The sequence below is a fragment of the Cohaesibacter haloalkalitolerans genome, from assembly GCF_003574655.1.
GTDB classification, from domain to species: domain Bacteria; phylum Pseudomonadota; class Alphaproteobacteria; order Rhizobiales; family Cohaesibacteraceae; genus Cohaesibacter; species Cohaesibacter haloalkalitolerans.
In genome coordinates this window covers 478,473-502,759 of sequence record NZ_QNUM01000001.1, presented here as the reverse complement: position 1 = coordinate 502,759, position 24,287 = coordinate 478,473, and the positions used below count along the sequence as shown (strand labels likewise).

The window sequence follows — 24,287 nt, the reverse complement described above, 5'->3', positions numbered from 1 at the left end:
TATCAATTTATGTCGCCGGTTACTCGGCAAACGCATCATCAAGGAAGGCCTTGAGCTGAGCCTGATGTCGGCTCATAAGACCGGTCGCTGTCGCTGCGGATGCCGGACGCCCAGCGTAGGTCGGCCGTTTGACACTCGCATCAATCTGATTGAGAACCCATTCCATGTAAGGCTCGATGAAGGTCCAGGAACCCTGGTTCTTCGGTTCTTCCTGACACCAGATCACGTCAGCCTGCTTGAAGCGGCTCAGCTCCTTGATCAGGGTTTTTGCCGGGAACGGATAGAGCTGTTCGACACGCATGATGTAGACATCATTGATACCGCGTCTTTCGCGCTCTTCATAAAGATCGTAATAAACCTTGCCGGTACACAAAATGACGCGACGGATCTTGTCGTCCGAGGTCAGCTTGATTTCCTGGTTGGGCCGGATTTCCGCATCATCCCAGAGCACACGATGGAACGTGCTGCCCGCGCCCAGTTCGGCCAGATTGGAAACAGCCCGCTTGTGGCGCAGAAGGCTCTTCGGAGTCATCAGGATCAGCGGCTTGCGGAAGCTGCGTTTCACCTGACGGCGCAGAATATGGAAATAGTTGGCTGGTGTGGTGCAGTTGGCCACCTGGATGTTATCCTCGGCGCAAGACTGCAGATAGCGCTCCAGACGGGCCGAACTGTGTTCCGGACCCTGCCCTTCATAGCCATGCGGCAGCAGAACCACCAGACCGGACGCACGCAACCACTTGCGTTCTGCCGAGCTGAGGAACTGGTCAAAGACCACCTGCGCCCCGTTGGCAAAGTCGCCAAACTGGGCTTCCCACATCGTCAGGCCGCCCGGCTCCGCAAGCGAATAGCCATATTCAAAGCCGAGAACAGCCTCTTCCGAGAGCATCGAGTTGATGACCTCATAGCGGTTCTGCCCGTCGGCAACATGGTTGAGCGGAATGTAGCGGCTTTCGTCCTGCTGGTCATACAGCACCGTGTGGCGCTGGGAGAAGGTGCCGCGTTCACTGTCCTGACCGGACAGGCGAACCGGATGCCCCTCACGCACCAGCGTAGCAAAGGCGAGGGATTCGGCGGTGGCCCAATCGATGCCCTCACCGGTTTCCATCATCTTGGCGCGGTTATCAAGGAAGCGCTGCACCGTGCGATGTACGTTGAAACTTTCCGGAACCGTGGTCAGTTTGTGGCCGATCTCGCGCAGGGTTTCCACATCGACGCCCGTATTGCCGGACCGACGATCATCTTCGGCGCTGGCGGTCGTCAGACCGGACCACTTGCCGTCGAACCAGTCGGCCTTGTTCGGCGAGAAGCTCTGACCAGCTTCGAACTCGTCATCAAGCATCTTGCGAACGTCAGCCCGCATCTGATCGAAGTCTTCCTGGGTGATCACGCCTTCAGCAATCAGCTTGTCGGCATAATGCTGCAGGCTCGTCGGATGCTGACGAATCTTCTTGTACATCAGCGGCTGGGTAAAGGCCGGCTCGTCGCCTTCGTTATGACCGAAGCGACGATAGCAGAACATGTCGATCACGACCGGCTTGCCAAACAGCTGACGGAACTCCGTCGCGATCTTCGCGGCGAACACCACGGATTCCGGATCATCCCCGTTACAGTGGAAGATCGGAGCTTCGATCATCTTGGCAAGGTCGGACGGATAAGGCGACGACCGCGAGAAGCGCGGATAGGTCGTAAAGCCGATCTGGTTGTTGATGATGAAATGAATCGACCCGCCGGTCCGGTGCCCTCTGAGGCCGGAAAGACCGAAACACTCGGCCACAACGCCCTGCCCTGCAAAAGCGGCATCACCATGGATGAGCAGTGGCAGAACCGACGTGCGATCCACCTGAGTGGTCTCGATGAACTTGCCATCGTGAGCAGACAGCTGATCCTGCTTGGCGCGCGCCTTGCCCAGAACGACCGGGTTGACGATTTCCAGATGCGACGGGTTTGCAGTCAGCGACAGATGCACGTTGTTGTCGTCGAACGCACGGTCCGAAGAAGCACCAAGGTGATACTTCACGTCACCCGAGCCTTCCACGTCATCCGGCGTGATCGAGCCACCCTTGAATTCATGGAAAATGGCGCGGTGCGGTTTGCCCATCACCTGGCTGAGAACGTTGAGGCGGCCACGGTGGGCCATGCCAAATACGATCTGCTTGACGCCCATGGCGCCACCACGCTTGATGATCTGCTCCAGCGCGGGAATGAGAGACTCGCCACCATCAAGGCCAAACCGTTTGGTGCCGGTGTATTTGAGGTCGAGGAATTTCTCGAAGCCTTCTGCTTCCACCAGCTTGTAGAGAATGGCCTTCTTGCCATTGTTGGTGAAGGCGATCTGCTTGTCCGGCCCTTCGATGCGTTCCTGAATCCAGGACTTCTCGGCCGGATCCGAAATATGCATGAACTCCACCCCAAGGGTAGAGCAATAGGTCCGGCGCAGAATTTCGAGCATTTCCGGGATGGTTGCAAACTCAAGCCCGAGAACATGGTCGATGAAAATCTTGCGAGAATAATCAGCTTCCGTAAAGCCGTAGGACGAAGGATGCAGCTCTTCGTGATCCTTCGCATCGGCCAGATTGAGCGGATCGAGATCGGCATGCAGATGCCCGCGCATGCGGTAGGCGCGGATCATCATCAGGGCGCGGACAGAATCCCGCGTCGCCTGCTGGACGGCAGCATCGGTCAGTTCCACACCCTGACTCTGCGCCTTGCTTTTCAGCTTGTCGCCCAGTTTTTTCTCGTCAACAGCGAAATCGCCGCCAGCAAGTGCCGAGACCAACTCACCATTGGTCGCGGGAGGCCAGTCTGCGCGCTTCCACGAAGCCCCCTTTGCGTTTGCGACAATATCGTTCTTGTTATCCTGCAGATCCCTGAAGAAGACTCGCCACTCTTCTGCAACGGATGTTGGATCTTCCTGAAAACGGGCATAAAGATCTTCGATATAGGACGCGTTACCCCCATAGAGGAAAGAAGATAACGCGAACGCTTCATTTGCGTCCTGACGTGCCATCGTCACCACCGCCGAACATTCGTTCGGTCTCTTATTTCAGATACAGCACCATTGCTGAACTGGTTTGCAGCTGCGGGGCAGGGACAACCCCTACCCCGCAGCTATAATCTAATGTCGCGCTTTTACTTACCTTTGAGCAAGTCAACCAAAGTGGTACCGAGACTTGCCGGAGAAGGCGAAACGCGAATCCCTGCGCTTTCCATCGCAGCGATTTTATCTTCGGCCCCGCCCTTGCCGCCAGAAATCACGGCGCCGGCATGGCCCATCGTGCGCCCCGGAGGCGCCGTACGGCCGGCAATAAAGCCAACCATGGGTTTTTTGCGCCCCTTGGATGCCTGCTCCTTGAGCCACTCGGACGCTTCCTCTTCCGCGGAACCGCCGATTTCACCAATCATGATGATCGACTTGGTTTCAGGATCATCCAGGAACAGGTCCAGCACATCGATAAACTCGGTGCCCTTGACCGGATCACCGCCGATACCAACAGCAGTGGTCTGGCCCAGACCTTCATTCGTCGTCTGGAACACTGCCTCATAGGTAAGTGTGCCGGAGCGCGAAACAATACCCACTGAACCTTTCTTGAAGATGGAGCCCGGCATAATGCCGATCTTGCATTCTTCAGGGGTCAGGATACCCGGGCAGTTCGGGCCAAGCAGGCGGGAGCTGGAATCCTCCAGGCGCCGCTTCACCTTCACCATGTCCACCACGGGAATACCCTCGGTGATGCAGGTGATGAACTCCACCCCGGCATCAATCGCCTCGATGATCGCAGCAGCAGCCCCTGCGGGCGGCACATAGATGACCGAAGCGGTGGCGCCGGTAGCGTCCTTGGCGTCCTTTACAGTCTTGAAAATGGGCAGTTCTGCGGCACACTCGACCCCGGAGGACCAGGTTTCCCCACCCTTTTTGGGATGAACACCCGCAACCATTTTCGTACCGAAGTAGCAAAGAGCCTGTTCCGTGTGGAACGTGCCGGTCTTGCCGGTCAGGCCCTGCACGATGATTTTGGTGTCTTTGTTGACAAGAATCGACATCGAATTAGGCCCCCTTCACTGCTGCCACGATTTTCTGAGCGGCGTCGTTGAGATCGTCAGCAGGAATCACGTTGAGATCGCTCTCCGCGATGAGTTTCTTGCCTTCTTCAACCCGCGTCCCTTCCAGTCGTACAACGAGGGGCACTTTCAGCCCGACTTCCTGAACCGCCGTCAAGACGCCCTGCGCAATCACGTCGCAGCGCATGATGCCGCCGAAGATGTTGACCAGAATGCCTTTGACATTCGGATCAGAGGTAATGATCTTGAACGCTGCCGTGACCTTCTCGACGCTTGCACCACCACCCACATCGAGGAAGTTGGCAGGCTCGGCACCGTAAAGCTTGATAATGTCCATGGTCGCCATGGCAAGGCCAGCACCATTCACCATGCAGCCGATGTTGCCATCGAGCGCGACATAGGCGAGATCAAATTTGGAGGCCTCGATTTCCTTCTCATCCTCTTCCGTCAGATCGCGCAGTTCCATCACGTCCGGGTGGCGGAACAGGGCGTTGCCATCAAAAGAAACCTTCGCATCGAGCACACGCAGACGCTGGTTTTCCATGACGATCAGCGGATTGACCTCAAGCAGGGACATGTCCTTCTCGACAAAGGCCTTGTAGAGGATCGGGAACAGATGCATGCCGTCATCGCGCGCAGAGCCCTCAAGCCCCAGCGCATCACAAAGCGCAATGGCATTGTCGGCCGTAACGCCCGCATTCGGATCGATGGCAACCGTGACGATCTTCTCCGGGGTTTCTTCGGCGACGGTTTCAATGTCCATGCCGCCTTCGGTGGAAACCACGAAAGACACCCGACCGCAGGAGCGGTCCACCAGAAGGGAGAGATAAAGCTCGCGGTCAATATCGGCGCCATCTTCGATATAGAGGCGGTTGACCTGCTTGCCGGCAGCGCCGGTCTGCTTGGTTACCAGGGTTGCCCCCAGCATCTGCTTGGCAAAGGTGCTAACATCCTCTTTCGAGAAAGCCAGGCGGACGCCGCCCTTTTCACCAGCAGCTTCTTCCTTGAATTTGCCCTTGCCGCGGCCACCCGCGTGGATCTGGGATTTGACAACCCAGAGCGGACCGCCAAGTTTTTCTGCGGCAGCAGCCGCTTCCTCAGCAGAAAATATAGCAATGCCGTCGGCGACAGGCGCTCCATATTCCTTTAGAAGCGCCTTCGCCTGATACTCATGAATATTCATGGGATCTCCCCTAATCTTTGGATCGGCCTGATGAACACCGTGAGCAAGCGCCACCAGACTGGTCTTTGCTTATGGTCTTAATGCACCACTTCCTTGCGTCACGCGGACCATCCCCATGGGCCTTGTCCTGCAGGGAAGTGATACAATAATTTAGGCCGGAGAAATTCCTGAGCCGTAAGCCAGGAGCTCAGGAATATCCGGTATCATGCCCTCTCGATTGATCAAGCCGTCTCAAGAGGGGGGATCTCAATCGCCAATCAGCCTCAAGCGAGCTCGGGAGCCAGACGAATGCAAGCCTCGATGAGGCCCTTTACAGAATCGACAGAGTGGTCGAACTGTGCTTTTTCGTCCTTGTCCATTTCGATCTCGACAATGCGCTCGATGCCGCCTGCACCGATAACGGTCGGCACACCAACATACATGCCGTCTACGCCATACTCACCGGAGAGGTAAGCTGCGCAAGGCATGACACGCTTTTTGTCCTTGAGGTAAGATTCAGCCATTGCAATTGCAGAAGCTGCCGGAGCATAGAAAGCCGAACCGGTTTTCAGAAGCTTGACGATTTCTGCGCCGCCATCACGGGTGCGCTGAACGATTTCTTCCAGACGGCTCTCGGTGATCCAGCCCATTTTGATGAGGTCCGGGAGAGGAATGCCTGCAACCGTGGAATAACGGATGAGCGGAACCATGGTATCGCCATGACCACCCAGAACGAATGCGGTAACGTCCTTGACGGATACGTCGAATTCGTCTGCCAGGAAATAACGAAAACGAGCGGAGTCCAGAACGCCAGCCATGCCGACAACCTTGTTGGCAGGCAGACCGGAGAATTTCTGCAGAGCCCAAACCATCGCATCGAGCGGGTTGGTGATGCAGATAACAAAGGCATCTGGTGCATATTTGCCAATGCCAGCACCAACCTGCTGCATGACCTTCAGGTTGATTTCAACCAGGTCATCACGGCTCATGCCAGGCTTGCGAGGCACACCAGCGGTGACGATCACGACGTCAGCGCCAGCAATGGCTTCGTAGGACTGAGTACCAGACAGTTTAGCATCGAAGCCGTCCACCGGAGACGATTCAGCGATATCGAGAGATTTACCTTCCGGTGTCCCTTCAGCGATGTCGAAAAGGACGACGTCGCCCATTTCGCTCAAGCTTGCCAGGTGTGCCAGAGTCCCGCCGATTTGGCCTGATCCGATGAGAGCAATTTTCTTCCGCGCCATATTCAGTTTCCCTTAACGTAAGGTTCTCCCAGAACTGGGAATGGATGGCTGTGAGTACCGCGAATCCGGTGCGCTTTCAAGTCGCAGATAGTTTTAAATGCATAAAAAACCCGAGACTTTTGGCGAACTTAACCTTTACGTTAAGGTAATTATAAGCTCAAGCACTTATCGAGATACTCATCCGACTGCATTTCCGTAAGACGGGACGCAGTTCTGTCGAATTCAAAGGCTTCCGTTCCATTGAGAAGCCCCCCCAATTCGAACTGCGATGCCTCAGCCAGAGCAATGATCCTGAGATGATTGTCATAGAAGGTGTCAATCAGGATGATGAAGCGCTTGGCCTCGTTGCGCATGGAGCGTTCGAAGCGCGGAATCCCCTCGATAAACACCGTATGATAGAGCTCACAGAGGCGCAGATAGTCGGACGCACCCAGCGGTTTGGCGCACAGATCCGCAAAGGAAAACCGGGCCATGCCATGATAGGCCTGAGGCACGTGAATGCTGCGGCCCTGCACTTCAACTGCATCACTGGGGGCGCATGGCCCCTCGATCACCGTTTCCCACATCGCCTGAAACCGCTGCCGCGTCTCCAATCCGTCGGGATAGAGGTAGACAGGCTGCCCGCCAAGCTTTTCCATGCGGAAATCCGTTCGGGACGACAGACGGACCACTTCGCAATGCTGCTGCAAAAGCCCGATAAAAGGCACAAACAGCTGGCGGTTGAGGCCATCCTTGTAGAGCAGGTTCGGCTCGACATTCGACGTGGCCACCACCACCACACCATCGGCAAACAGCCGCGAGAACAGCCGCCCCAGCAGCATGGCATCAGCAATGTCTGTGACGCTGAACTCATCAAAGCATAACAGCCGCACTTCCCTGCACAGGTCCTCGGCCACCGGCTTGATCGGATCATCGCCCTTGATTTTGCCGCTGGCGATATCGGCCCGCGCCTGCTTGATGCGAGCATGCATGTCGCGCATGAATTCGTGAAAATGGAACCGCTGCTTGCGTCTGACCGGCACGATCTCGAAAAACAGGTCCATGATCATGGTCTTGCCACGACCAACCTCGCCCCAGATATAGAGGCCTCTGACAGGCTCGGCAGGCTGGCGCTTGGCAAACAGCCAGCCAAGAGAAGAGGTCTTGCGAGACAGGCGCTTTTCGCTCACCTGTTCCAGCAGACGGTCGAAGCGGACAGCCAGCGCCCGCTGGTCTGCATCTGCCTCGATTTCGCCGTGGCGCACCTTGCTGTCGTAAAAATCGGAAACCGATATGTCGCCCAGATCTCCAGTCAAAAATGTGCCTCATATGCTCGTGACATCAAATCGGCCAACCCCACGGTGGCACACCCACACACCATGAAACCGACAGCTAACCCGATCCACCGCGCGTAAGAGTGGCGGCGGGAATGGTCCTGCTTTAGGGGAAATATCAGCGCAAGGAAATGATTCCTAAGACGAATCAGACCCTCGGACGCAATGAACCGCTCCACCGCGCGCGGACAAGCGATCGGTGGAGATCCGGTATTGCGCCGCCAAACGGTGATCAACGGAAGAAGGACAGCGTGCGACCATCCATCGTCGACTGACCGGAGAAACGCCCGGTGCCGTTCGAATAGAAGCGCGACAGGATTGTCGTCCCATCCTCGGCAATGAAGACGACGAGCTTCTTGCCATCCAGACGCCAGGCGTTGATGCGCTGCAGATCGGAGCTGTTACAGCCCCGCGTGGAAGCGCGATAGCCACCCGTCCAGTTGGTCAGGTTGACCGTCAACTGGCATTGCTCGGCCCCGGAGGTCAGCGTCCATGCTCCCAGCAGATCCGTGCGCTTCAATTCGCGGGCGGAAGAGGGAACAGACTGATTGAGGGAAGCAATGTCATTCTGCACCGGCGGCGCCAGCTCAGCCTCTGCCCCCATCGCATTGTTGATGGGCTGCCCGGCCTGAGGGGCCGTGGAATAGGACTGGTTTGGATACTGGTCGTTCGGGATCAGGGAGCCAAGTTGCTGGCTCTCTACCGGTGACGTGGGCGCCGGATTCAACGGGGCAGCATCACCGCCCCCGAACCGGTCAAAGCCAGCGGACGAACAAGCTGTGAGCAACAAACCGGCACACAAAAGCGCGGAATAGCGAATCATACCACTCTCCTTACGTCACACAAATGTGAGTGTTGATTCATATTGGGAACTTTTCAAGAGCGTTTTGAAACAAGCTTAAAGACCAAAGTCTTTCAAATCAAGATTTTTTGAGAACGAGGGTATCACCCTCTTTATTCACACCGGCCCAGACGCCGCGGCCATCAGACCGCAATTTGACGATATCATCGCCCATGTGATCCCGGAGCACGATACGATCATCAAAGGCAACCCAGCTGTCAAGCATGAACAGGCTGGTCGGACAGGCCGACGTGCCGGTTGCCCTGTAGCCATAGCCGCCGGGCTGGTCTTCCAGAACCACTTCACAGGCAGCAGCAAACCCGGAAATGAACCCAACCGGCCGGGCAACCCCATCGGCTCCGCCGCGCGAACCCTTTGCCTGCAACTGCCAGCGCCCGACATAGGGCTTCAGGCTGACATGCTCGGTGCCGAGAGAAACGGAACGCTTGGTGGCTTCCGCATAGGCCTGACGAAACTCGGCATCCACCGCGTCGAATGACCGGGCCTGATCACCCGCGACAAGCGTCTGCTGGTCGGACTTGGAAAATTTGTCCGAAGCGGAAGCAAGGGCAAGATCATTGCCTGGCTCGATCTGAGGCACGGGAGGAAGGGCTGATTCTGCAGGCCCCGGCTGCCTCTGGGCGCTTGAGCTACCAAGCCCCGCACCCGACACGGCACAGCCCCCAAGCATCAGGGAGCAGACCGACATGATCATGATATCTTTGACTTTTTTCACAATCAGTTTCATCCATCAGCCAGAACACAAGCCCTCGGGAACAGGCTTTGAAGCAGGCAGATAAGCCGCCCCAAAACGGACAAGACAACCAGAAATTTTGTCCCGTACAATCCCAAACGCACATCCACGGTTAACAGGGAAATGTGGCAAAGACAAAACCTTTTTACCAAATTCCGTGTTCTTACTAGGTTTTACCATCAAACGCCGTTTGGAGCCGCTAACAAAGCCAGCGCCAGACACAAAAAAGGCTTCCCGGACGCAAACCCGGAAAGCCAGCAATGATTACGCCAGACAGCAAAGCCTATCAGGCAGAAACAACCGTACGACCGGAAGAGCCAAGGTCCTTCATGGCTTCTTCAAGGCGGGCAATCATGCCCTGTTCGCCGGCACGGAGCCATTTGCGCGGATCGTAGAATTTCTTGTACGGCGTGCCATTTTCCGGATCAACCTGGTGCTTGAAGGCAACCGGGTTGAGATCCATGTTGGCAGCAACGGCTTCAGCAAAAGCGAACTGGATGTCGGTGTCGATATTCATCTTGAACACGCCATAGGACACGGCTTCTGCGATCTGCTGTTTCGGAGAGCCCGAACCACCGTGGAACACAAGGCTCAATGGCTTTTCGCCAAGACCACGTTCCTTGGCAATCAGTGCCTGGGAAAGCTTCAGGATTTCCGGACGCAGCTTGACGTTGCCAGGAGCATAAACGCCATGCACGTTACCGAAGGAAGCGGCAACGGTGAAGTGGCCGATCTTGGAAAGAATGTCATAGGCATAGAGCACGTCTTCAGGCTGGGTGTAGAGGCGCGGATCGGCTGCATCGCCTTCTTCCAGCTCTTTGCCGATACCGTCTTCTTCACCACCGGTCACGCCCAGCTCGATTTCAAGGCTCATGCCCATCGGAGCCATGCGTTCCAGATATTTGGCGCTGATGGCAACGTTCTCTTCGAGGGTCTCTTCAGACAGGTCGATCATGTGGGAGGTATAGAGCGGCTTGCCATTTGCCTTGAAGTATTTTTCACCTTCGTCAAGCAGGCCATCGACCCATGGCAGCAGTTTCTTGCTGCAGTGGTCGGTATGAAGAACAGCGCAGATGCCATATTCTTCAGCCAGCAGATGAACATGCTGGGCGATGGAAACAGAGCCGAGCACGCGGGCGCGCATGGCATCGGGAGCACCTTGACCAGCAAAGAACTGGGCACCGCCGTTGGACATCTGGATAATGATATCGGATTTCGCTTTGGCAGCAGCTTCCATCACTGCGTTGAGACTATTGGTGCCGGTAACATTGACGGCTGGCAGGGCATATCCACCTTCTTTGCAGGCTTCCAGAAGCTGCAAATATTCTTCACCGGTGACGACGCCGGGGCGCAATTTGAATCCGCTCACGCTGATCTCCCTTATAGTTTCGAGACTAAATTAATTCTCGATAGTCAAATAAAACATTCCTTCTCCAACGTCCAGAAAATAGCAAAGAATGGCGTTCCATAGGTACTATCGATTAGTGCTATTCCGTTATTAGCACAACATGTTGAATCACTTCAACGATTACTGGCGGGGCGGAACCCGGCCTTGCACCGGGCCATCCCTGACGACCAATCTCTGTGTTTTCGCTTAGGCTGACACGCACCATGCGCATATCTCAAAGCCCAATCTGGCCGTTTTCCGCACCTTATCCTGTCATGCTGCGAGCGATCCCGGCAGCAATCCGGTAGCCACGGCCCGATCAATGACGAGCCGCAGGTCTGCATAACAGGCCCTCACCGCCTGTTTGCGGCTACTGGCCTCTTCCCGATCCAGACTACCAAGCACACTCAGACCTGTCACGGGAGGGTTGTCCGGAAAAATCGGCAGTTTGTAGCGCTGGCTCATCGGCTCGAACAGCACCACCAGATCGATCCGCGGAGAATAGGCCTGCAGAAAGATGTCAACGGGCTTTGGGATATAGTCATCCGGTACAATTCCGTTTTCTCTCAGCACATCAAAGACGTGGCGGTCAAGCCGCTCGGATGGATCAAATCCGGCACTGAACGCTCGAACGGCATTGTTCAGCCCCCGATTGAAATAGGCTTCTGCCAATATGCTTCGATCATTGTTTGTCTTGTCGAGAAACAGAATATTTGTCTGCAGCATGAGAGCCTCCCGTTATGCGGACAGTCAGGCAGCCAACTAAACCAACTTTCCGACAACTCCATGACAAACAGGAAAATTCGCGATCCGCGAACGTCTGATTGGCCCGATGTTCAACAGAACAGCACAGTCAGCAGCACTCCCCCTATCTGGTTTGCCCCATCGGCTCTTTCAAGAAGACAAATTTCACCATGAATTCAGAGACTTCCACAGAACGTCGCCCATTCCTGCCACATTCGGAGTCATCCACATATGGACAGCGTGGTCTAGTTCATTCCGCATCGCCCCCCTCGCCCCTGGATATCAAACCGCCCTTGTTTCGACGCAAACAGCCTATTGCAAACGACAAAAGCCGCCCTCCAAAAGGAAGGCGGCTTTTAAAACTGAGTGGGTGGCGAACCACCCGTGCACACCTGGGCGCAGAAATCCTAAACGGCGCGCTCAAGTAGCATGCGTTTGATTTCGGCAATTGCCTTGGCCGGGTTCAGGCCTTTCGGGCAAACCTTGGTGCAGTTCATGATCGTGTGACAACGATAGGCACCGAAGGCATGATCGAGCTGGGAAAGACGTTCGCCGGTATATTCGTCGCGGCTGTCGATGATCCAGCGGTAAGCCTGCAGCAGGGCCGATGGGCCGATGTAACGATCGCCGTTCCACCAGTAGGATGGGCAGGAGGTCGAGCAGCAGGCGCAAAGGATGCACTCATAAAGGCCGTCAAGCTTCTGACGATCTTCATGGGACTGCAGCCATTCGGTATCCGGAGCCGGGGTATCCGTTTTCAGATAAGGCTCGATGGACGCATGCTGGGCATAGAAGTTGTTGAGGTCGGGAACCAGATCCTTGACCACCTTCATGTGCGGCAGCGGATAGACCTTCACGGTCTTGGACTTGCACTGATCCATGCCGAAGGTGCAGGCGAGGGTGTTTGCACCATCGATATTCATGGCGCAAGAACCGCAGATGCCTTCACGGCAGGACCGGCGCAGCGTCAGCGTTGCGTCGATATTGTCTTTGATGTAGAGCAGCCCGTCGAGAACCATTGGGCCACAATTGTCACGATCAACATAATAGGTGTCGATCTGTGGGTTTTTGCCGTCATCAGGATTCCAGCGATACACGCGGAATTCGGTCAAGTTGGTCGCACCTTCAGGTTTTGGCCAGGTCTTGCCTTCTTTAATCCGTGAATTTTTCGGCAGCGCAAGTTCAACCATCTTTTCGCTCCGTATTCGGGTCGACCCTAGTCGCATCACGGCGACGTCGGGTATAAATTTCGAAAAGGCCGGGCAACGTCATGCTGCCCGACTTGAAGGGCATTAGTAGACGCGAGCTTTCGGCGCGATCTTCGCCAGATCGATACCGCCTTCTTCCGGAGGAGTCAGCGGATCGAGAATGACAGGACGATAGTCGAGTTTGACCCCGCCATCTTCAGCGACCCAAGCCAGCGTATGCTTGCGCCAGTTTTCGTCATCACGACCACCCAGAGGACCATCTTTATAGTCTTCGCGAGCGTGAGCGCCACGGCTTTCCTTACGGGCCTCGGCACCAACGACCGTCGGCAGAGCGTTGATCATCAGGTTCTGCAGCTCAAGGGATTCCATCAGGTCGGAGTTCCATACCAGCGACCGGTCGGTCACCTTCATGTCACCCAGTTCACCCCAGATGGCAGCCATTTCCTTGCAGCCCTGTTCCAGCGTTTCCTGAGTACGGAAGACGGCAGCGTTGTTCTGCATGCTCTTCTGCATCTTCAGGCGCAGCTGGGCAGTGGACTGGGAACCGTTTGCATGACGGACCTTGTCGAAGTTGGACATGATCTTGTCAAAGCAAGCCTGGTTCGGTGTCGGCATCGGGGCTTCGCGGTCGATAACCTTGCCGGCCTTGATGGCAGCGGCGCGGCCAAAGACCACAAGGTCGATGAGCGAGTTGGAGCCAAGACGGTTTGCACCGTGAACAGACGCACAGGCAGCTTCACCAACAGCCATGAGGCCCGGAGCGATAGCATTCGGATCTTCCTTGGTCGGAGCCAGAACTTCACCCCAATAGTTGGTCGGAATACCGCCCATGTTGTAGTGAACCGTCGGCAGAACCGGAATTGGTTCCTTGGTCACGTCAACACCGGCAAAGATCTCGGCCGATTCGGAAATACCGGGCAGACGTTCTGCCAGCATGGCCGGATCAAGGTGATCAAGATGCAGGTAGATATGGTCCTTGAGCGGGCCAACACCGCGACCTTCGCGAATTTCGATGGTCATGCAGCGGGAAACAACGTCGCGGGACGCAAGGTCCTTGGCGCTCGGAGCATAGCGCTCCATGAAGCGTTCGCCTTCGGAGTTCACCAGATAGCCACCTTCACCACGAACACCTTCGGTGATCAGGCAGCCGGCGCCGTAGATGCCGGTCGGGTGGAACTGAACGAATTCCATGTCCTGCAGCGGCAGGCCAGCGCGGGCGATCATGGCGTTACCGTCACCGGTAATCGTATGAGCCGACGTTGCGGAGAAGTAGGCGCGACCATAACCACCGGTAGCCAGAACGACCATCTTTGCGTTGAAGCGATGGACAGTACCGTCGTCAAGGTTCCAGGCAACCAGACCTTCGCAGACACCGTCTTCGCTCATCAGCAGATCGAGGCCGAAATATTCAATGTAGAATTCAGCCTTGTTGCGGATGGACTGACCATAGAGCGTATGCAGGATGGCGTGGCCGGTACGGTCGGCAGCAGCACAGGTACGCTGCACAGCCGGGCCTTCGCCGTAGTTCTGCATGTGACCGCCGAACGGACGCTGATAGATCTTGCCTTCTTCCGTACGGGAGAACGGCACACCATAATGTTCCAGTTCGTAAACGGCAGCAGGCGCTTCACGGCAGAGATATTCCATGGCGTCGGTATCGCCGAGCCAGTCAGACCCCTTGACGGTGTCATACATATGCCACTGCCAGCTGTCCGGGCCCATGTTCTGCAGAGAAGCAGCAATACCGCCCTGAGCAGCAACCGTGTGCGAACGGGTCGGGAAAACCTTGGTTACGCAAGCGGTGCGCAGACCCTGTTCGGCCATGCCGAGCGTTGCGCGCAGCCCGGCGCCACCGGCACCCAGAACCACAACGTCATGATAGTGGTCGTGAACATCATAGGCACGACCATTGATATTATATGTATTGGCCATCTGATCTTACCCTCCAAATGCCACTTTAAGCACCGCAAAGAAAAGGGCGGCACAGACGACGATCGCCGCGAAGCTGTTCACGATTTTTGTCAGCGTGCGATAGAGCTGATTCTGGAAATAGTCTTCCGGAATGGTGATGGCACCAAGATAGGCGTGATATCCGGAGACAGCGATAACCAGCAACAGGAAGATCGCAATGACGGGATGACCGACAAGTGCCTTGGCCTGCTCATAGTCCGACCCGGCAGCTGCCATTACGAAAATGACAAAACCGATGGTGAGGAAAACCAGAGCCACCGCCGTAAGCCGTATCATCCAGTGATGTTCCGTGCCGTGATGGGTTTCACCAAGGCCACGGATGATTTTGGTAGGTGTTTTCATTTCTCTCTCCCCGTCCTCACATCACAGCGTAACCGATAATCCAGATAACGACCGTCAACAGGAAGCCGCCCAGAATGGTTGCACGATAAAGGAATTCAATCTGGGGCTTCTCAATCATCACAGGGATGTCCCACAGAAAGTGGCGAAGACCACCAAGCATGTGATGCATGAGTGACCAGGTAAAGCAGAACAGCACAAAGCGCCCGATAAAGGAGCCCCAGAGGGTCTGCGCGGTATCAAAGGCTTCAGGTCCGATTGCCAGAGCAATCAGCCAGTAAGCCAAAAAGAACATGCCGATGTAAGCCCCAACCCCGGTAACGCGATGGCTGATGGAAGTCGCCATCGACAGGGTGATCTTATAGGCAAAGTATTGGACATGGGGAGATGTAGGGCGCTTGCCCTTCAGGTCGACGTCTGTCATTTTTTCGGTCCTCGACAGCTGACACTTACGTAGTACGTAAAAATAACCGGTTTAGGTCTGCATGCCTGTTGTCATAGCGAGATTTCTGGATCTGGTCAAAGCGACCAACCCGCTAAATCGATGAATTTTGTCCAAACTGCGCCTAACGGACAGTATCACATTTGAACAATAATGCCATTAACTCAATCAGATTAAGATCAAGTAAGCAATATCTTAGCGGACATGGCGAAACTTAGTTGCAATCATGGGGATGATAAATGATATTTCGCAAACCCTCCCATTTTTTGGCACTTAAGCCACAAATCAATGACGCACGAGCTTAAAAAGACTCCCGTATGATTCTCTCGGGGCTTCAGCTCAGCGCAGTTCCCTCCTCGTCACCCCGACAACATGGACATGTCAGGGCGCCCTGCGAAGCAGAGCGCTTCACCCTCTTGTACCATGATCAGTGCGGCAGCACCAACCACAGATCCATATCCAGAATGACAGATGGTTCATAACCGGTTTCCGTCTTGCCCGGAAATCCGTTGCATGGCGCGTCCTTGGTGGCGCACAGCCGAACCCTCAGAGCCCCGACGTCGTCACGGGCCGGCAATTCGGCCTTGTCGAGGATTTCCGACCAGGCGAATACGGTTTCACCGGCAAAAAGCGGTGCAACATGACGTCCCCCGTTGATTGCCGCGATGTGGAAGGCATTGGACAGGCCGTTGAACGACAGGGCGCGGGCCAGCGAAATCACATGCCCGCCATAGATGAGCCGCCGTCCGAATCGCCCCTTGCCCTCGGTGAACTGGTTGAAATGTACCTTGGCGGTGTTCTGATAGAGACGCGTCGCCATCTGGTGCTCGGCCTCTTCCACGGTCATGCCATCCACATGATCGATCTTTTCACCAACCTCATAGTCGGCCCACTTGTAAGGCGATCCGGAGAGATCGGTGTCGAACCCGTCGACATCCAGAATGGGCACCGCATCGCCAAGCGAATCGGGTGACAGAGCCGCTGGCAGCGATGGCACACTGTCCTGACCGGTCGGCGTGGCCGGATCCTTCTTGCGCACCATCACCCAGCGGACATAATCGAGCACGGTCTCGCCATGCTGGTTCACCCCGCGGGAGCGCACATAGACCACGCCGGTCTGGCCGTTGGAGTTCTCCTTGAGCCCGATCACTTCCGAGGTGGCTGTCAGGCTGTCGCCCGGGAACACCGGCACAAGAAAACGGCAACCCGCATAGCCCAGATTGGCCACGGCATTGAGCGAAATGTCCGGCACGGTCTTGCCAAAGACAATATGGAACACCAGAAGATCATCGAGCGGTGCCTTTTCATAGCCAAGGCCCCGGGCAAACACGTCCGAACTCTGCACTGCAAAACGGGAACCATAGAGTGCCGTATAGAGAGCAGAATCCCCGGCTGTTACCGTGCGCGGCGTTGCATGGCGAATCACCTGCCCGATTGAAAAGTCTTCGAAATAATTGCCCGGATTTGTCTTGCTCATGGTCCCCTCCTCCTTGTCCCGCAGCATGGGAAATGCCGCAGGCCTTGCGAGCAATATATTGCAGCGCAGCAAAGCTGTCATTTGGAGGAAAGGCGGAGAAAGGCCAAGAGAAAGAAAGAGAGAGAAATACCGGGAAAGAAAGACCGAAAGAGAAAAGGGATGCCGATCACTCGCCATCCCCTGCAAATCATGTCTGCAGCCTTGCTGGCTCAGGCCATCTTCGGCGGCGCCTCACCAATGGATTTCTCCGAGCTGTCCGCCTGCCCCTTGACCCAGTAGCCCGAGGCCTTCATCCAGGTCAGCGGATGACCAAGCTCTTCCAGAAAATGGGTACGGATGGCCTTGGCAACCCGGGCTTCGGCAGCAATCCAGACATAGGTGCCTTCCCCGCAGGCAACATCGCCAATGGCCTCAAGGAACGGCGCCGGGTCGTCAGAAGCATGCTCAGGCCTGTGAATCCATGTCGTCGTCAGGGTCGCATCGGTCTTGAACGACTGCTCGTCCGCAGCGCCAGGCACTGCGATATAGGCGTCGATCGCCACACCGGCAGCGGTTTCCTCGATCCGTCGACCGATCGCTGGCAGGGCGGTTTCATCGCCAATGAGGATGAAGCGCCGTATATCGCCCGTCACCACAGCAGACCCGCGCGGGCCACCAATCTGCAGGCTGTCGCCCGGCTTCACCGCCAGCGCCCAGGCCGTCGCCGGACCGGCATCATGCACGGCAAAGTCAACCACCAGCGTCTGAGCCTCATTGTCATAGGCGCGTGGCGTGTAGTCCCGCATGGCCATCATGCCACTGGCATCTGGCACGAACAGCTTGATGTGATCATCCGGAGCCAGGCTGGTAAAGTCTGCAAGGCTTTCGCCGCCAAGCGTCACCCGCACCATGGCAGGGGTAAGTCGCTCGACGCTCAGGACCTCAAGATCCCGCCTCTTCAATTCGTGGCGCACCCGCTCCACCGTCGGTGCTGAAGTCGTTTCTACAGTCATAAACCACCATTCATTTAATCAGATATATTTTAGATATATCTCAACGCAAATCCGAAATTCAAGAGTTTGTAACTCAACATTTACAAAAAAGCGAGCCCGATCCATATCAGTCTCGCCTGTCGACGAAGTGTCCGTCAGCAACAAAAAAAGGCGGCCAGCAGCCACCTTGATTCGTTTTCTCTGAAAGCCCGCCTTACAGCGCCCCCAAAACCACGTCCCGGCTATACTCAAAGGGTTCGACCAGTTTGGTTACGGCCTGGCCGCATTTCATCACCTTGGCCTCTGCATCATAGGCCAGACTTGGCGAGCCGTGCAGCTCCCAACCCTTGGAAAGAGCCTCGGTCACGCGGTGACAGAAGTTGGCGTCATCCACCCCTGTGAGAAACCGGTATACTCTTTGTTTTTCGTTCATGACTATTCCTCATCCCGGGCAGCAATGGCCTCGGCAATGTCGACCAGCCGACGTGCCATTTCCGCATGCAGCCGCTCGACCATTTTTCCATCAATCGTCATGACATTCTTGGACTGATTCTCCGGTGCATCAAAGGCCTCAATCACTCGGCGACCCCATGCCACGTCCGTTTCGTCGGGTGAGAAGATCCGGTTGCAGTCGGCAATCTGTTTGGGGTGAATGATGGTCTTGCCGTCCATCCCCATTTCCTTGCCCTGTTCGCACTCGGCAACGAAGCCGTCGGCATCATTGAAGTGGTTGAACACCCCGTCGATGACGTCGAGATCATAGCTTCTGGCGGCAGCCTGACAGTTCATCAACCAGCCATAGACCGGAGCTCGCCCGGCCACCATGGCAACCCGGGTCTCCTTGACCAAGTCATTGGTTCCCAAAATGAAACAGCTCAGACGACGGCCGTGATATTCCTGCGTTGCAGCAGCAATTTCAAGGGCTCGAAGCATGCCCTGCGGGGTCTCCATCATCGCCCAGATCTTGATGGACTGATCCGCACCGGCATCGTTCATTTTGCGCCCGACGGTGAAGACATCCTCGGCGCTGTTGACCTTGGGGATGAGCACGGCATCCGGCTTGGCCTCGATGGCTGCGGCCAGATCGGCCTCTCCCCACGGGGTTTCCAGTCCGTTGATCCGGATCACCACTTCCCGGTGTCCGAAGCCACCGGCCTTCACCGCCTCGGCGACCTGTTTTCGTGCCACGTCCTTCATGTCCATGGCTACGGAATCCTCCAGGTCCAGCAGCAGCACATCCACATCAAGGCCACGGGCTTTTTCGAGGGCACGAGCGTTGGAACCGGGCATGTAAAGAGCTGTTCGGCGCGGTCTGAAAGACATTGAAATTTCTCCGATCTTTGAGGCAATATGCGAGCGCGCGACAACTTAAAACACAAACGCGCACCTAGCCATCCCCTTCCTTAGGCCAACCTCCCCTGAAGGAAGACAAGAAGAAAAGCGGAACAGCAAATGAAACAGGCAGATCTCGTCATTATTGGTGGCGCAATCATGGGTGCCTCTGTGGCCTATTTCCTGAAGAAGGATCTCGGCTTCGAAGGGTCAGTTCTGGTGGTCGAAAAGGACCCCACCTATGCCAACAGTTCAACCACACTTTCGGCGGCGTCGATTCGCCAGCAGTTCTCAACGCCCGAGAACATAGCCCTGTCCCAGTACGGGCTGCAATTCTTCAGTGAGCTGAAGGATCGTTTCGGTCCTGATGCAGATATCGCCTACCACGAGGGCGGCTATCTCATTCTGGCCTCCGAGGCTGGCCTGCCGATCCTGCAGAACAATTACAAGACCCAGATCGCATGCGGCGCCGACATCGAGCTGATGTCTCCCGATGAGATGAAGAAGACCTTCCCCTGGCTCAATGTCGAGGATCTGGCAGCCGGTGCCTATGGCCGCTCCGGTGAAGGCTGGTTCGACGCCCACATGTTCCTTGATCTGGTCCGCAAGGGCGCCATTGCCGCTGGTGCGGAATTCATCAAGGGCACCGTGGTCGCCATGGAGAAGCAGGGCAGCAAGGTTACTGCCGTCAAGCTCGACAACGGCGACACCATCGCCTGCGGTGCCGTGGTCAACTGCGCCGGTGCCAACGCAGGCAAGGTCGCAGCCCTACTCGACATTCCCCTGCCGATAGAGCCGCGCAAGCGCACGATCTTTGTCATCGACAACAAGAAGCCGCATCCCAACATGCCGCTGATCACCGACACCACTGGCGTCTATATCCGTCCCGAAGGCGAGTTCTTCATCTCCGGCTGCCCGCCGATCGAGGACCCGGCTGCCGACTATGAGGACCATGATCCCCATTACGATCTGTTCGATGAAGTCATCTGGCCTGCGCTCTACAACCGCATGCCGGGCTTTGACGCCATCAAGATGACCAATGCCTGGGCCGGTCATTACGAATATTGCACCCTCGATCAGAATGCTTTCATCGGCGCCCATCCCGAGATCACCAACTTCTACATCAACGCCGGCTATTCCGGCCATGGTCTGCAGCACGGGCCGGGTGCGGGACGCGGCATTGGAGAACTTTTCCTCTATGGTGAATATCGCTCGCTTGACCTCTCGATCTTCGGCTATGAAAGGATAGCGAACAACAAACCCGTCAGAGAATTCAATATCATCTGACCGAGACGACGAAGAGATGATCGCATGACCGACTTCATGCCCAGCAAGGGCAACCCGACCAAGAGCGAGGCGCCCTTTGTCGCCCGCCCGATCATCATCATCTCTTCCCATGTCATGGCTGGCGCGGTGGGCAACCGCGCCGCCGCCTTCACGCTTGAACGTCTGGGCTTCCCGGTCTGGGAAGTACCCACCGTCATCATGCCATGGCACCCCGGCCACGGCCCCTCGACCATCCAGAAAATCGACCCTGCCCTGTTTGCCAGAAGTCTTGAGGATCTCGCACGCCATCCCGACTTCGCATCGGTCTCGGCCATCTACTCGGGCTATCTGGGCTCGCTTGAGCAAGTGGAGGCCATCGCCGGGCTGGTGGACGCCTACAAGCGGGCCAACCCGGACGGGCTCTATTTCTGCGACCCGGTGATCGGCGACAAGGAAGGCCTCTACATGAAGGAGGCCATCGCCGTTGCCATCCGCGACCAACTGATTCCGCGCGCCGACATCATTTCGCCGAACCGTTTCGAGCTGAACTGGCTGACCGGCTCGGAGGAAAGCAACAACAACGGCCTGATCGAGCAGGCCAGGAAGCTCGGACGCAAGACCACCCTGATCACCAGCGCCTTTGCCCTGATGCGCAATGCCATTGCCAATCTGCTCATTCACGCCGAAGAGACCGGCAAGGCCCCCCTGCCCATCATGTGCGAGCACCCGGCCATTCCCAATCCGCAAAATGGCACCGGCGACATGATGGCGTCGCTGTTCCTTGGCCACAAGCTCAGCGGCGCTTCGGACGAACTGGCTCTCAAGAAAGCCTCGAGCGGCGTCCTCGAAGTGGTTACGCGCTCGGCCAGCATGGGCTATCGCGATCTGGAAGTTGCCCGCTTCTCCGATCGTTTCCATACGCCGATGGCCATGGTCAACATGCGCCAGATCGGCGCCGGTCCGCAACTGACGGCGGTGAGGAGACCACCAAAGAAGCCGGAACCCTTGAACTGACGGCGACACAGCACCGTTCAAGCCCGCTTGACAGGCCAGTCGTGAGTCGGTTTTGGGACCATTTTTCCGGCCATCTCGACCCAGCACCGGTAAAAAGCAGGACAAAAGGCTTCCTCACCCTTGATTTTTGATCGGTCCGGCGCGAGATGTCATAAGGAAAAACCAGTACGCGACGAAAGAGGATACGATGGCCCAATTACCTGAACGCTTGCTCGAAGGCTATGCCGAGTTCAAAAAGGGACGTTTCCCGACCGAACAGGGACGATATGAAAAGCTGGCCGAGAAGGGCCAGAACCCGAACATCATGCTCGTGGGCTGCTGCGACAGCCGGGCTGCGCCGGAAATCATCTTCGACTCGGGACCAGGCGAAATCTTCGTCATGCGCAACGTGGCCAACATCGTGCCACACAAGTCATCCCAGGACGACGGCATACACGGCACCACGGCGGCGCTGGAATTTGCCGTAAACGGCCTCAAGGTCGAGCATATCGTCATCATGGGCCATGGCCGTTGCGGTGGCGTCAAGAGCTACATTTCCGCCGACGAGTCCGAGCCGCTTTCCGAAAGCAACTATATCGGCAAATGGTCCGGCCAGTTGCAGGCGGCAGACAATCCGATCCGCTACAAGGCACTCAATCGCCCCGAGCTGGACCACGGCGGTCTGCTGGAGCGGTCTTCCATCATCCATTCACTGGAAAATCTCTATTCCTATCAGTTCATCAAGACCCGCGTGCTGGAAGGCAAGCTGGCTTTGCATGGCGCATGGTTCGACATCTCGACCGGTGAGCTGGAATATTACGAGGAAGAACAGGGCACCTTCCTGAAGGTGAACGCCTAGGCTCGTCCCATGGTCCTTGCGCGCCCGCAGCACCAAGCATGAAAAAACCGGCCTGGTTCAGAACCAGACCGGTTTTAAACTATCGAGGCCGTGAGGCTGCCAATCAGGCTTCAGCGCGTGGCTTGACCAGACCGCGGTTGATCAGCGCTTCGGCAATCTGAATGGTGTTGAGAGCAGCACCCTTGCGCAGGTTGTCGGAAACAACCCAGATGTTGAGCCCATTCTCGACCGTCGCATCTTCACGGATACGGGAGATGTAGGTTGCATCTTCACCAGCGGCTTCTGCCGGGGTGATGTAGCCGCCATCTTCACGCTTGTCGATGACCAGACAGCCTGGTGCTTCACGCAGGATATCGCGGGCTTCGTCAGCCGTGATCGGCTTTTCAAACTCGATGTTGACCGCTTCGGCATGGGATATGAACACCGGAACGCGCACGGCGGTGCAGGTCACCTTGATCTTCGGATCGAGCATCTTCTTGGTTTCGGCAACAACCTTCCATTCTTCCTTGGTGTAGCCGTCTTCCATGAATTTATCGATGTGCGGGATCACATTGTAGGCGATGCGCTTGGTGAACTTGTGCACTTCGATCGGATCGGAAACCAGCACAGCGCGGGTCTGGGTGAACAGCTCGTCCATGGCTTCCTTGCCAGCGCCGGAAACAGACTGGTAGGTCGCAACCACGATACGCTTGATGGTTGCCGCGTCATGCAGGGGCTTCAGAGCCACGAGCAGCTGCGCCGTCGAGCAGTTCGGGTTGGCGATGATATTGATGCGATCTTTCTTCTTGATCCACTCTTCCAGCACCGGAGCGTTCACTTCCGGAACGATCAGCGGGATCCGCTCGTCATAGCGCCACTGGGAGCTGTTGTCGACGACGATGCAGCCCTGAGCTGCGATCTTGGGAGCCCATTCGGCAGAGGTGCTGCCACCAGCGGACATCAGACAGAAATCGGTGTCGGAAAAATCGTAATTGTCCAGCACCTGACATTTCAGAATCTTGTCACCGAAGGACACTTCCTTGCCTTTGGAACGGCTGGAAGCCAATGCCACGACCTCATCTGCGGGAAACCCGCGTTCGGAAAGAATGTCAAGCATTTCGCGACCGACATTGCCCGTGGCCCCGACGACTGCAACTTTATAACCCATTTTCAATGATCTCCTGATCCGCAAGCTCCCCCGAGGTTGCCACCCGGCCTGTCGCTTGCGCGCTGGCGGGCGGTTTCGCTCCCCTCACATCCCTGGGGGAAGCCAGACAGGGAGCGAGAGGGGCCTAAACCTTGGTGGTGGTAGTGGTTGTTGTGAGTGTGGTCTGGCCAGCAGTGAAGGCACCGGCGAGGACGCCAGCGGTCTTGCGCATCATTGCTGTTTTCATCTTGAGTGCCATTATCACAAACTCACGTGCGGCAGCGAGTGCCCAACCCTCTCGGTTCACGTCAAGCCTTTTGCGGTATGGGTGCGCGCAAGTCAAGACAAAATACTCACAATTTGCTGATCGTGGTACGGAATCGACCGAAAAGAACAGCCCCGGGAACCCCGAGATGCTGTTCTGCGCTTGAACAATCACAGAAAAGCAGGTTAAAGAGCAATCATGACAGAAGATGACCCAAAATCGCGGCACCAACGCCAGGACGACAAGGCCCGGGAAGCCCAGCGCATTCTCGACCGTGTCGACATGGAAGGCGAAGCCCTTGGCACCTCGGCCTTTGCCCGCACGGCAAACCGGGCAAGGCAGCACCTTGGCGCCGGCGATGCGGACCCGAGTGATCCGATCGAGATCTGGGGCACCCGCATCGGACGCATTGGTGGCGTTATTTTCGCAATCTTTCTGGTTCTGTGGCTTGTCACTCATTTCACACGATGACAAAAGACCCATAGTGCTGTAATCAGGATCCAGACACGGATCACTTCCCCCACCCCGTGA

Annotated in this window: 22 protein-coding genes; 4 read left to right on the top strand and 18 right to left on the bottom strand. The window is 56.4% G+C overall.

The genetic code is table 11. The annotated features are described in order from the left end of the window. Nucleotides 1-19: 19 nt before the first annotated feature. From DSL70_RS02275 to DSL70_RS02195, 17 genes are all read right to left on the bottom strand, one after another. Nucleotides 20-3,007, bottom strand: a complete 2,988-nt coding sequence (locus tag DSL70_RS02275) for a 2-oxoglutarate dehydrogenase E1 component (RefSeq protein ID WP_119306246.1) — start codon at nt 3,005-3,007, stop codon at nt 20-22. Nucleotides 3,008-3,129: 122 nt separating this feature from the next. After that, nucleotides 3,130-4,041: a succinate--CoA ligase subunit alpha gene (gene sucD / locus DSL70_RS02270; RefSeq protein ID WP_119306245.1), complete on the bottom strand. Its 912-nt coding sequence runs from the start codon at nt 4,039-4,041 to the stop codon at nt 3,130-3,132. 4 nt (nt 4,042-4,045) lie between these two features. Further along, nucleotides 4,046-5,242 carry an ADP-forming succinate--CoA ligase subunit beta gene (sucC, locus tag DSL70_RS02265; RefSeq protein WP_119306244.1) on the bottom strand — a complete coding sequence of 399 codons (1,197 nt, stop codon included), beginning with the start codon at nt 5,240-5,242 and terminating at the stop codon, nt 4,046-4,048. Between the two features lie 263 nt (nt 5,243-5,505). Further along, the gene (gene mdh, locus DSL70_RS02260; RefSeq protein ID WP_119306243.1) at nt 5,506-6,468 is read right to left on the bottom strand and encodes a malate dehydrogenase; all 963 of its coding nucleotides are present in this window, start codon (nt 6,466-6,468) and stop codon (nt 5,506-5,508) included. Nucleotides 6,469-6,617: 149 nt separating this feature from the next. Next, nucleotides 6,618-7,763: a cell division protein ZapE gene (gene zapE / locus DSL70_RS02255; protein WP_119306242.1), complete on the bottom strand. Its 1,146-nt coding sequence runs from the start codon at nt 7,761-7,763 to the stop codon at nt 6,618-6,620. Between the two features lie 250 nt (nt 7,764-8,013). After that, a complete protein-coding gene (locus tag DSL70_RS02250) occupies nt 8,014-8,604 on the bottom strand; it encodes an AprI/Inh family metalloprotease inhibitor (RefSeq protein WP_119306241.1) in 591 nt (196 codons plus the stop codon). 97 nt (nt 8,605-8,701) lie between these two features. Beyond that, nucleotides 8,702-9,358, bottom strand: coding sequence for an AprI/Inh family metalloprotease inhibitor (locus tag DSL70_RS02245; protein ID WP_162916286.1), 657 nt, complete (start codon nt 9,356-9,358; stop codon nt 8,702-8,704). Nucleotides 9,359-9,662: 304 nt separating this feature from the next. Continuing rightward, nucleotides 9,663-10,745, bottom strand: coding sequence for a class II fructose-bisphosphate aldolase (gene fbaA, locus DSL70_RS02240; protein ID WP_119306239.1), 1,083 nt, complete (start codon nt 10,743-10,745; stop codon nt 9,663-9,665). A 291-nt stretch (nt 10,746-11,036) separates the two neighbouring features. Then, a complete protein-coding gene (locus DSL70_RS02235) occupies nt 11,037-11,489 on the bottom strand; it encodes an arsenate-mycothiol transferase ArsC (RefSeq protein ID WP_119306238.1) in 453 nt (150 codons plus the stop codon). A gap of 425 nt (nt 11,490-11,914) precedes the next feature. Then, nucleotides 11,915-12,697 carry a succinate dehydrogenase iron-sulfur subunit gene (locus DSL70_RS02230; RefSeq protein WP_119306237.1) on the bottom strand — a complete coding sequence of 261 codons (783 nt, stop codon included), beginning with the start codon at nt 12,695-12,697 and terminating at the stop codon, nt 11,915-11,917. 102 nt (nt 12,698-12,799) lie between these two features. Next, nucleotides 12,800-14,647, bottom strand: coding sequence for a succinate dehydrogenase flavoprotein subunit (gene sdhA, locus DSL70_RS02225; protein WP_119306236.1), 1,848 nt, complete (start codon nt 14,645-14,647; stop codon nt 12,800-12,802). A 6-nt stretch (nt 14,648-14,653) separates the two neighbouring features. Beyond that, entirely contained in the window at nt 14,654-15,028 is a 375-nt protein-coding gene (gene sdhD / locus DSL70_RS02220) for a succinate dehydrogenase, hydrophobic membrane anchor protein (protein ID WP_119306235.1), read from the bottom strand. 16 nt (nt 15,029-15,044) lie between these two features. Further along, nucleotides 15,045-15,449, bottom strand: a complete 405-nt coding sequence (gene sdhC, locus DSL70_RS02215; protein WP_119306234.1) for a succinate dehydrogenase, cytochrome b556 subunit — start codon at nt 15,447-15,449, stop codon at nt 15,045-15,047. Between the two features lie 445 nt (nt 15,450-15,894). Beyond that, entirely contained in the window at nt 15,895-16,944 is a 1,050-nt protein-coding gene (locus tag DSL70_RS02210) for a MaoC family dehydratase (RefSeq protein ID WP_119306592.1), read from the bottom strand. 209 nt (nt 16,945-17,153) lie between these two features. Then, complete coding sequence (locus tag DSL70_RS02205) at nt 17,154-17,936, bottom strand: siderophore-interacting protein (protein WP_119306233.1); 783 nt, start codon at nt 17,934-17,936, stop codon at nt 17,154-17,156. Nucleotides 17,937-18,129: 193 nt separating this feature from the next. Next, the gene (locus tag DSL70_RS02200; RefSeq protein ID WP_119306232.1) at nt 18,130-18,348 is read right to left on the bottom strand and encodes a DUF1737 domain-containing protein; all 219 of its coding nucleotides are present in this window, start codon (nt 18,346-18,348) and stop codon (nt 18,130-18,132) included. 2 nt (nt 18,349-18,350) lie between these two features. Further along, on the bottom strand, nt 18,351-19,238 hold the full coding sequence (locus DSL70_RS02195; protein ID WP_162916285.1) for an HpcH/HpaI aldolase/citrate lyase family protein: 888 nt from the start codon (nt 19,236-19,238) through the stop codon (nt 18,351-18,353). 129 nt (nt 19,239-19,367) lie between these two features. Here DSL70_RS02195 and DSL70_RS02190 point away from each other — a divergent pair, with 129 nt between their 5' ends. The 3 genes from DSL70_RS02190 to DSL70_RS02180 all read left to right on the top strand — a co-directional run bounded on the left by DSL70_RS02190 (nt 19,368) and on the right by DSL70_RS02180 (nt 22,365). After that, nucleotides 19,368-20,534 (top strand): NAD(P)/FAD-dependent oxidoreductase, encoded by a 1,167-nt coding sequence (locus tag DSL70_RS02190; RefSeq protein ID WP_119306230.1) that lies wholly within the window; start codon nt 19,368-19,370, stop codon nt 20,532-20,534. Nucleotides 20,535-20,558: 24 nt separating this feature from the next. After that, on the top strand, nt 20,559-21,527 hold the full coding sequence (pdxY, locus tag DSL70_RS02185; protein ID WP_245418068.1) for a pyridoxal kinase: 969 nt from the start codon (nt 20,559-20,561) through the stop codon (nt 21,525-21,527). Between the two features lie 187 nt (nt 21,528-21,714). Continuing rightward, a complete protein-coding gene (locus tag DSL70_RS02180) occupies nt 21,715-22,365 on the top strand; it encodes a carbonic anhydrase (RefSeq protein ID WP_119306229.1) in 651 nt (216 codons plus the stop codon). Nucleotides 22,366-22,468: 103 nt separating this feature from the next. On the opposite strand, the gene DSL70_RS02175 is transcribed toward DSL70_RS02180, so the two are convergent. Next, nucleotides 22,469-23,512: an aspartate-semialdehyde dehydrogenase gene (locus DSL70_RS02175; protein WP_119306228.1), complete on the bottom strand. Its 1,044-nt coding sequence runs from the start codon at nt 23,510-23,512 to the stop codon at nt 22,469-22,471. Nucleotides 23,513-23,954: 442 nt separating this feature from the next. On the opposite strand from DSL70_RS02175, the gene DSL70_RS02170 reads away from it, so the two are divergent. Beyond that, complete coding sequence (locus DSL70_RS02170) at nt 23,955-24,227, top strand: hypothetical protein (RefSeq protein WP_119306227.1); 273 nt, start codon at nt 23,955-23,957, stop codon at nt 24,225-24,227. Nucleotides 24,228-24,287 lie beyond the last annotated feature (60 nt).

Bases quoted from the DNA above. Each gene is read 5' to 3' on its own strand.
- DSL70_RS02275 (WP_119306246.1), bottom strand. From the start codon at position 3,007: ATGGCACGTCAGGACGCAAATGAAGCGTTCGCGTTATCTTCTTTCCTC.
- sucD (WP_119306245.1), bottom strand. From the start codon at position 4,041: ATGTCGATTCTTGTCAACAAAGACACCAAAATCATCGTGCAGGGCCTG.
- sucC (WP_119306244.1), bottom strand. From the start codon at position 5,242: ATGAATATTCATGAGTATCAGGCGAAGGCGCTTCTAAAGGAATATGGA.
- mdh (WP_119306243.1), bottom strand. From the start codon at position 6,468: ATGGCGCGGAAGAAAATTGCTCTCATCGGATCAGGCCAAATCGGCGGG.
- DSL70_RS02250 (WP_119306241.1), bottom strand. From the start codon at position 8,604: ATGATTCGCTATTCCGCGCTTTTGTGTGCCGGTTTGTTGCTCACAGCT.
- DSL70_RS02235 (WP_119306238.1), bottom strand. From the start codon at position 11,489: ATGCTGCAGACAAATATTCTGTTTCTCGACAAGACAAACAATGATCGA.
- DSL70_RS02230 (WP_119306237.1), bottom strand. From the start codon at position 12,697: ATGGTTGAACTTGCGCTGCCGAAAAATTCACGGATTAAAGAAGGCAAG.
- sdhA (WP_119306236.1), bottom strand. From the start codon at position 14,647: ATGGCCAATACATATAATATCAATGGTCGTGCCTATGATGTTCACGAC.
- sdhD (WP_119306235.1), bottom strand. From the start codon at position 15,028: ATGAAAACACCTACCAAAATCATCCGTGGCCTTGGTGAAACCCATCAC.
- sdhC (WP_119306234.1), bottom strand. From the start codon at position 15,449: ATGACAGACGTCGACCTGAAGGGCAAGCGCCCTACATCTCCCCATGTC.
- DSL70_RS02210 (WP_119306592.1), bottom strand. From the start codon at position 16,944: ATGAGCAAGACAAATCCGGGCAATTATTTCGAAGACTTTTCAATCGGG.
- DSL70_RS02205 (WP_119306233.1), bottom strand. From the start codon at position 17,936: ATGACTGTAGAAACGACTTCAGCACCGACGGTGGAGCGGGTGCGCCAC.
- DSL70_RS02200 (WP_119306232.1), bottom strand. From the start codon at position 18,348: ATGAACGAAAAACAAAGAGTATACCGGTTTCTCACAGGGGTGGATGAC.
- DSL70_RS02195 (WP_162916285.1), bottom strand. From the start codon at position 19,238: ATGTCTTTCAGACCGCGCCGAACAGCTCTTTACATGCCCGGTTCCAAC.
- DSL70_RS02190 (WP_119306230.1), top strand. From the start codon at position 19,368: ATGAAACAGGCAGATCTCGTCATTATTGGTGGCGCAATCATGGGTGCC.
- pdxY (WP_245418068.1), top strand. From the start codon at position 20,559: ATGACCGACTTCATGCCCAGCAAGGGCAACCCGACCAAGAGCGAGGCG.
- DSL70_RS02180 (WP_119306229.1), top strand. From the start codon at position 21,715: ATGGCCCAATTACCTGAACGCTTGCTCGAAGGCTATGCCGAGTTCAAA.
- DSL70_RS02175 (WP_119306228.1), bottom strand. From the start codon at position 23,512: ATGGGTTATAAAGTTGCAGTCGTCGGGGCCACGGGCAATGTCGGTCGC.
- DSL70_RS02170 (WP_119306227.1), top strand. From the start codon at position 23,955: ATGACAGAAGATGACCCAAAATCGCGGCACCAACGCCAGGACGACAAG.